Here is a 6359-nt window from a genome sequence, read left to right on the forward strand (position 1 = left end):
GCAGCGCCGCCGCCGCGACACGCCCGGGCGCCCGCGGCGCGGGACGCGACCGCGCCGCGCCGGATCGGTTGCGAACGAAGATCGTCCAGTGCCAGCCTTGGACCGTCCGCGGAGGGCGTTTCCGCCTTGTCGGCAGGACCAATCCGCGGGCTGCTCCCTGGACTCCACGGAAAGGCGCAACGTGAAGTACCGCATGATCGTTCCCGCCCTGCTCGGCGCCGGAGTGGCCGCCGCCCTCGCGGGCGCCCCCGCCGCGTCCGCCGCGACGGCCCCGTCGGCGGCCCCGTCCGGTAAGGTCTCCGCCGCCGCGACGCACCACAAGTCCGCGTCCTGCGCGTCGCCGAAGGGCAACAAGATCAACATCTCGTGGGGCGACGGCAACGTCTCCACGACCGTCTACTACAACAACCACTGCTCCCAGAAGCGCGCCATCTGGCTGGACTTCCGGCGTTCGAACGGCACCTACTTCAGTAAGTGCTTCGTCGCCCCGGCCAAGACCAAGAGCCACAAGAAGATCGACAACAGCATGCCGTACAAGGTCAGCATCCTGTCCAAGGGCTCCTGCTGACCCGCCCCTCCGACCACGACCGGAACTCGTCAACGAGGAGGATCTTCCATGTCCGTGCGTTCGGGTAGGACCGGCCTGCGCACCCGCGCCGCCGTCATCGCCGCCGCCGCCGTCGCGACCGCCGGGCTCGGCGCGAGCGTCGGCGCCGCCCCCGCCTCGGCGGACGTGCACCGCGGCGTCGCCGGCTGCTTCGCCTGGTCTTGGGGCGACGGCAACACCTCGGTCACGGTGTACTGGCACAACCGGTGCAAGACGGCCCACAAGCTGAAGATCAAGTACAGCCTGAGCTGGACGTACAAGACCTACAGCACGAACGTCAAGGCCGACGCCAAGGGCCACAAGAAGTTCCAGACCGCGTCCATCGTGTCCATCACGGACGCGGGCCGGGTCTGACGGCCGACCGATAGGGGAGGGGTGCGGCGGGGGGCGCCGCACCCCTCCTTCGCTCTGCTCTCACCGCGCCGTCATCGGGCGCCGTCGTCGAAGGCGGCCAGCATCTCCTCGCTCCAGGTGAGTCGGCCCGCCCGCAGGTCGTCCACGATCGAGCGCACCCAATCGGCCTCCGCGGCGGTGACCGCCCGCAGGTACTCGGTCTCCAGCATGGTGACGCGCGGCAGGCCCATCGCCTCCTCCTCGCCGAGGCCCGCGTCCAGCCCGGCGAGGTCCGCCTCCAGCGCCCGCAGCCGCTCCTCCAGCACCTCCAGCAGCTCCTCCGGTGGCAGCAGCATCGTGTTCGACACCGCCGCCGGGAACTCCGGGAACTCCCGCTTCGGCGCCGCGACCATCTCGCGGAGCCAGGTCCGCGCCGTCTCCCGCCCCGCCTCGGTCACCTCGTAGACGGTCCGCTCCGGGTACTGGCTGCCGCGCTCGGTCTGCCGGACCGCGATCAGCCCGGCCGCGTTGAGCCGGTCGATCGTCCGGTACAGGCTCGCGCGCTGCTCGACGTTGACGACCTGCTCCTTGCCCCACTCCTTGATCAGCCGCTGGATCCCGTAGGGGTGCAGCGGCCGGTTGTGCAGCAGGGCCAGCACGGTCAGGGCCAGCGGCGAACGGCGGACGGGTGCGCTCATGCGCCGATACTAGCCGCGCCAGCACTAGTTGACATGCAACTAGTTTCAGTGTGACTATCAAGCCATGACGACGACCCGAGGAGACGGCATGAACCCGGTACGGACGGCCCTGGTGATCGGCGGCGGCATCGCGGGCCCGGTGACGGCCCTGGCCCTGCGCAAGGCGGGCATCGACGCGACCGTGTACGAGGCGCACCCGGCCGAGAAGGACGGCGGCGCGGCGCTGACCGTCGCGCCGAACGGGCTCAACGCGCTGGAGCTGATCGGCGCCGCCGACGCGGTCCGCGCCGCGGGCCGCCCGGTGCCCGGCATGGCGATGGGCGACGGCAAGGGCAACCGGTTCGCCGAGTTCGGCGGGCTGCCCGGCCTGCCCGCGAGCCACGTCCTGGCCAGGGCCGACCTGAACCGCGCCCTGCACGACCACGCCGCCGCGCACGGCGTCCCGATCGAGTACGGGAAGCGGCTCACCGGCGCGGAGGAGACCGCCGGCGGCGTCACCGCGCGGTTCGGCGACGGCACCACCGCCACCGCCGACGTCCTGGTCGGCGCGGACGGCATCCGCTCCACCGTGCGCGGCCTCATCGACCCCGCCGCCCCGGACCCCGAGTACACCGGCCTCATCGGCCTCGGCGGGTTCGCGTCCGGCAGCGGCGTGACCCCCGACCCCGACCTCATGTACTTCGCGTTCGGCGCCCGCGCGTTCCTCGGCTACTGGTCGATGCCGGACGGCCGGGTCGCGTGGTTCAGCAACGTCCCCGAACCCGACGCCGCCGCCGCGTACGCGTCGCGGAACACGCCGCCCGGCGAGTGGCTGGAGCGGCTCCGCGACCTGCACGCCGACGACGACCCTGGCGCCGCGCTGCTCCGGCACAGCCGCGCCGAGGACCTGTTCGTCCTCGGCGGCATCGAGATCATGCCGCCCGTCCCGCACTGGCACCGCGGCCGCATGGTCCTCGTCGGCGACTCCGCGCACGCGCCGTCGCCCAGCTCCGGGCAGGGCGCGTCGCTGGCGATCGAGAGCGCCGTCGAACTCGCCCGCTGCCTGCGCGACCTGCCCGGCCCGTCCGCCGCGTTCACCGCCTACGAGGGCCTGCGGCGCCCGCGCGTCGAGGCGATCGCCGCCGCGGCCGCGCGGACGAACAAAGAGAAGTCGGCCGGCGGGCCCGCCGGGCCCGTCGACCCGGAGCGGATGTTCGGCTTCGTGCAGCGGTTCCGCATCGACTGGGACGCGCGCGTCACCGCCTAGCCGACCGCGTCACCGCCCCGCCGGCCGCGTCACCGCCCGGCGGGGCCCGTCATGCCCGGCAGGTCAGGGGACGGCCGCCGTTGTAGTCGACCATTTCCAGCAGGGCCGTCGCGGTGTCGATCTCGCCGCCCGGCTCCAGGCCGTCCAGCTCGGCGTACGCCCGGTGCAGGTTGCCGACGATGCGCTCGGAGTCGGTCAGCTCCGCGTACTCGCCGAGGCCGGCCTCCCGGGCGGCCTCCAGCGGGGACAGCCCGGCGGCCTTGCCCTCCGCCGCCGTCGCCTGGAGGAACCGCAGGTAGCCGAGGACGCGGCCGATCAGCTCCGGGCCCGCGACGGGGCCGTGGCCCGGGACGATCGTCGCCGCGTCCAGCGGCGCGACGACCTCCTCCAGCACCCTGATCGCGCCCGCCACCGAGCCCTGCATGACGAACGGGGTGCCGCCGTTGAACAGCAGGTCGCCGCAGAACAGCACGCGGCGCTCCGGGATCCACACGATCGAGTCGTTGGTGGTGTGCGCCGCGGTGCCGACGTGCCGCACCTCGCAGCGCAGGTCGCCGGCCCACAGCGTCACGCCGTCGGTGTAGGTGAGGAACGGCGGCTCGACCTCGACGCCGCCCCACTCCACCTTCGTCCAGAACGGCTCGTCGAACGGCCTGCCCCACGCGAGCGCGCTCTCGCGGGTCCGCTCGTGCCCGACGATGGTGGCGCCGGAGAACAGGTAGTTGCCGAACGTGTGGTCGCCGTGGTGGTGGGTGTTCACCAGCGTCCGGACGGGCCGGTCGGTGACGGTCCGGATCGCGTCCAGGTAGGCGCGGCTGCGGCGCTCGGTCGAGCACGCGTCGACGCTGATCACGCCCCGCTCGGCGGCCAGGAAGCCGGTGTTGTTGATCCACCACGTGCCGTCCGGCTGGAGGTAGGCGAACACGCCGTCCGACACCTCCTCGAGCCGGGGCTCGCCGGGGCCGTCGCGTCCGGGCGCGTCGCTCATCGGTGCCTCCAGATCCTCGGAGGTACCTTACGAGGCCCTCCTCGCGAGCCGCTACGCGTCCCGGTCGATGCGGATCGTCTCCACCCATCGGGGCGGGTCGGGCGCGCCGTCGCCGACCAGCGCGGCGATCAGCCGGCAGGACGGGGACTCCGCGGGCCACGGCGTGTAGCCGTCGGTGAGGACGATCACCACCTGCGGGCGGTCGCGCTGCGCGAGCGCCCGCGCGATCCCGACCCGCATGTCGGTGCCGCCGCCCCCGCCGAGCTCGACCTGCTCGGCCGACGTCACCCGCGACACCGCGTGCACGTCGGCGTCGCAGGCCAGCACGCTCACCCGGTCGCCGCGGACGCCGACCTCCCGCAGCACCCCGTTGACCTCCGCGAGCGCCGCCGCCAGCTCGTCGTCGCCCATCGACCCCGACGTGTCGATCACGATCGCGACGCGGGGGACCGGGCGGCGCAGGCTCGGCAGCACCGCGCCGCGCAGCGCCGGGGTGCGGCGCGACGGCCGCCGGTAGGTGTAGTCGACGGCGCCGCCCGCCCACGCGACGGCCTCCCGCACCGCGCCCGCCAGCACCCGCCGCCAGTCCACGACCGGTTCGAGCACCTGGTCGGCCCACCGCCGCCACCCGGCGGGCAGGTGCCCGCGCGCCCGCTGGTGCGCGCGCATCGCCTCCGCGGTCGCGCGCCGCAGCGCCTCCGCCTCGGTCGCGCGGACCGACGGCGCGCCCGCCGCGTCCAGCTCCCACGGCGCCGGCACGCCGTGCGCGCCCGACCCGCAGTCGTGGTGCGGCTGCGGCGGGACGCCCGCCAGGTATTCCTCGAACATCCGGCCCTCGGGCAGCCCGAAGTCGCCGGGGTGCACCCGCCCGGCGGGCAGCGGCAGCCCGTCGGCGAGCAGGTCGTCGTTGATCTCGCAGTCCTGCGCGATGTTGACCCGCCCGCGGTCGCGCTGGTCGGCGGCCGGGAGCCGGGACGCGCGGCCGTGGTGGTCGCGCAGCAGGTGCGCCGCCTCGTGGATCCACACGCCCGCCAGCTCCTCGACGGGCGTGGCGTCCACGAACGCGGGGGAGACGTAGCACCGCCAGTGCCGGTCGACGCCCATCGTCGGCACGCGGTCGCTCGGCACGACCGTCAGCGAGTACAGCGCGGACGCCAGGTAGGGGCGGTCGCCGGCGGCCTTGTAGCGGGCGGCGAGCAGCTTCGTCCGGTCCAGCACGGCGGTCACGCGCCGGGCAGGGCGCCGGACAGCTGCAGGATGTCGAGGAACGCGTCGATCCCCGGCGGCACCGGCCAGCGCACGTCGCGCAGCGCCGCCAGGTCGGACGCGGCGCGCGCCGCCACGTCCGGGACGCCCGCGTCGACCGCCTTCGCCAGCACCTCCCAGCCCGCCTCCCACCGCCTGCGGGTGCAGTCGCCCTGCACCGAGGAGACCACCGCGGTCAGGAACGCGAGCTGCCGGTCGCCGCGCTCGGGCAGCGCGAACGCCTTCGGGTCGGCCAGCACCCGGTCGGGGTCGGGCAGGTCCAGCTCCTCCAGGTAGGAGAGCAGCTCGATGCCCGCGCCGTCGCCGATCGCGCCGATCACCGCGGCGGCCACCGCGTCCTGCCCGGCGTCCGTCGCGTACCCGGTGGCCAGCAGCCGCAGCGCCATCTCCCAGCTGCGCGGCGACGGCCACGCCCCGCCGCGCGCCTCGGCGTCCTCCGGCAGGTGGTGCGCCAGGCCCGGACGCGCCGTGAGGAACCCCGAGACGGCGCCGCGCGCGCGGGCGATCGCGGCGGACACCTTCGCCCCGTCCACCACAGGGACGGTCAGCTCCGGCCACGTCCCCGCCATCCCGCGCGCCACCGTGCGCGGGTCGTGCGTCCAATGCAGGTGGACGAACCGGTTCGCCAGCGGCGGCGACAGGTGCCAGCCGTCCGCCGCGCTCGCCGGCGGGTTCGCCGCCGCGACGACCCGGACCGGCTCCGGCAGGCGCAGGCTGCCGACCCGCCGCTCCAGCACGACCCGCAGCAGCGCCGCCTGCACCGCCGGCGGCGCCGACGACAGCTCGTCGAAGAACACGACGCCGCGGCCCGCCGCCGCGAGCCGCACCGCCCAGTCCGGCGGCGCCATCGGCACGCCGGTCGCGGCCGGATCGTCCCCGATGATCGGCAGCCCGGCGAAGTCGGACGGCTCGTGCACGCTGGCGATGACCGTCTCCAGCGGCACCCCGAGGCCCTCCGCGAGCCGCTCCATGCCCGCGGACTTGCCGATGCCAGGCTCGCCCCACAGCAGCACCGGGATGTTCGCCGACACCGCCAGCGCGAGCGCCTCCAACTGCACACTGCGCGCCGGCTCGGCCCGCCACGCGCCGGCCCGCCGGTTCAGCTCGTCCGCCGCGTCGAGCGGCCCCGTCACGGTCTCCGTGGTCACAACAGGAACTCCAGATCGTCGCGTTTCGCCTGCTTGATCGCCGTCGCCAGCGTGCGCGGGCGGCCGGCCGCCC

General features: G+C 74.9%; 7 protein-coding genes. 3 read left to right on the top strand and 4 right to left on the bottom strand.

Annotation, left to right across the window (positions count from 1 at the left end; all coding sequences use genetic code 11):
- Positions 1-193 precede the first annotated feature (193 nt).
- Together ABZ914_RS43955 and ABZ914_RS43960 are read left to right on the top strand one after the other, a co-directional pair.
- Positions 194-568, top strand: coding sequence for a hypothetical protein (locus tag ABZ914_RS43955; RefSeq protein ID WP_500200673.1), 375 nt, complete (start codon positions 194-196; stop codon positions 566-568).
- A gap of 48 nt (positions 569-616) precedes the next feature.
- On the top strand, positions 617-961 hold the full coding sequence (locus tag ABZ914_RS43960) for a hypothetical protein (protein ID WP_500200674.1): 345 nt from the start codon (positions 617-619) through the stop codon (positions 959-961).
- 71 nt (positions 962-1032) lie between these two features.
- Here the strand turns inward: ABZ914_RS43960 and ABZ914_RS43965 are convergent, their stop codons facing one another.
- Positions 1033-1638 (bottom strand): PadR family transcriptional regulator, encoded by a 606-nt coding sequence (locus ABZ914_RS43965; RefSeq protein WP_500200675.1) that lies wholly within the window; start codon positions 1636-1638, stop codon positions 1033-1035.
- Positions 1639-1726: 88 nt separating this feature from the next.
- On the opposite strand from ABZ914_RS43965, the gene ABZ914_RS43970 reads away from it, so the two are divergent.
- Positions 1727-2884, top strand: a complete 1158-nt coding sequence (locus ABZ914_RS43970; protein ID WP_500200676.1) for an FAD-dependent oxidoreductase — start codon at positions 1727-1729, stop codon at positions 2882-2884.
- 49 nt (positions 2885-2933) lie between these two features.
- Here ABZ914_RS43970 and ABZ914_RS43975 read toward each other — a convergent pair whose 3' ends face one another.
- The 3 genes from ABZ914_RS43975 to ABZ914_RS43985 are packed head-to-tail and all read right to left on the bottom strand — an operon-like array spanning position 2934 to position 6286.
- Positions 2934-3872, bottom strand: coding sequence for an MBL fold metallo-hydrolase (locus ABZ914_RS43975; RefSeq protein ID WP_500200677.1), 939 nt, complete (start codon positions 3870-3872; stop codon positions 2934-2936).
- A gap of 51 nt (positions 3873-3923) precedes the next feature.
- The gene (locus tag ABZ914_RS43980) at positions 3924-5099 is read right to left on the bottom strand and encodes a vWA domain-containing protein (protein WP_500200678.1); all 1176 of its coding nucleotides are present in this window, start codon (positions 5097-5099) and stop codon (positions 3924-3926) included.
- A complete protein-coding gene (locus tag ABZ914_RS43985; protein WP_500200679.1) occupies positions 5096-6286 on the bottom strand; it encodes an AAA family ATPase in 1191 nt (396 codons plus the stop codon). The genes ABZ914_RS43980 and ABZ914_RS43985 overlap by 4 nt, the downstream gene beginning before the upstream one ends.
- Positions 6287-6359 lie beyond the last annotated feature (73 nt).

It is taken from the genome of Spirillospora sp. NPDC046719, assembly GCF_040645715.1.
Classification (GTDB): Bacteria; Actinomycetota; Actinomycetes; order Streptosporangiales; family Streptosporangiaceae; genus Spirillospora.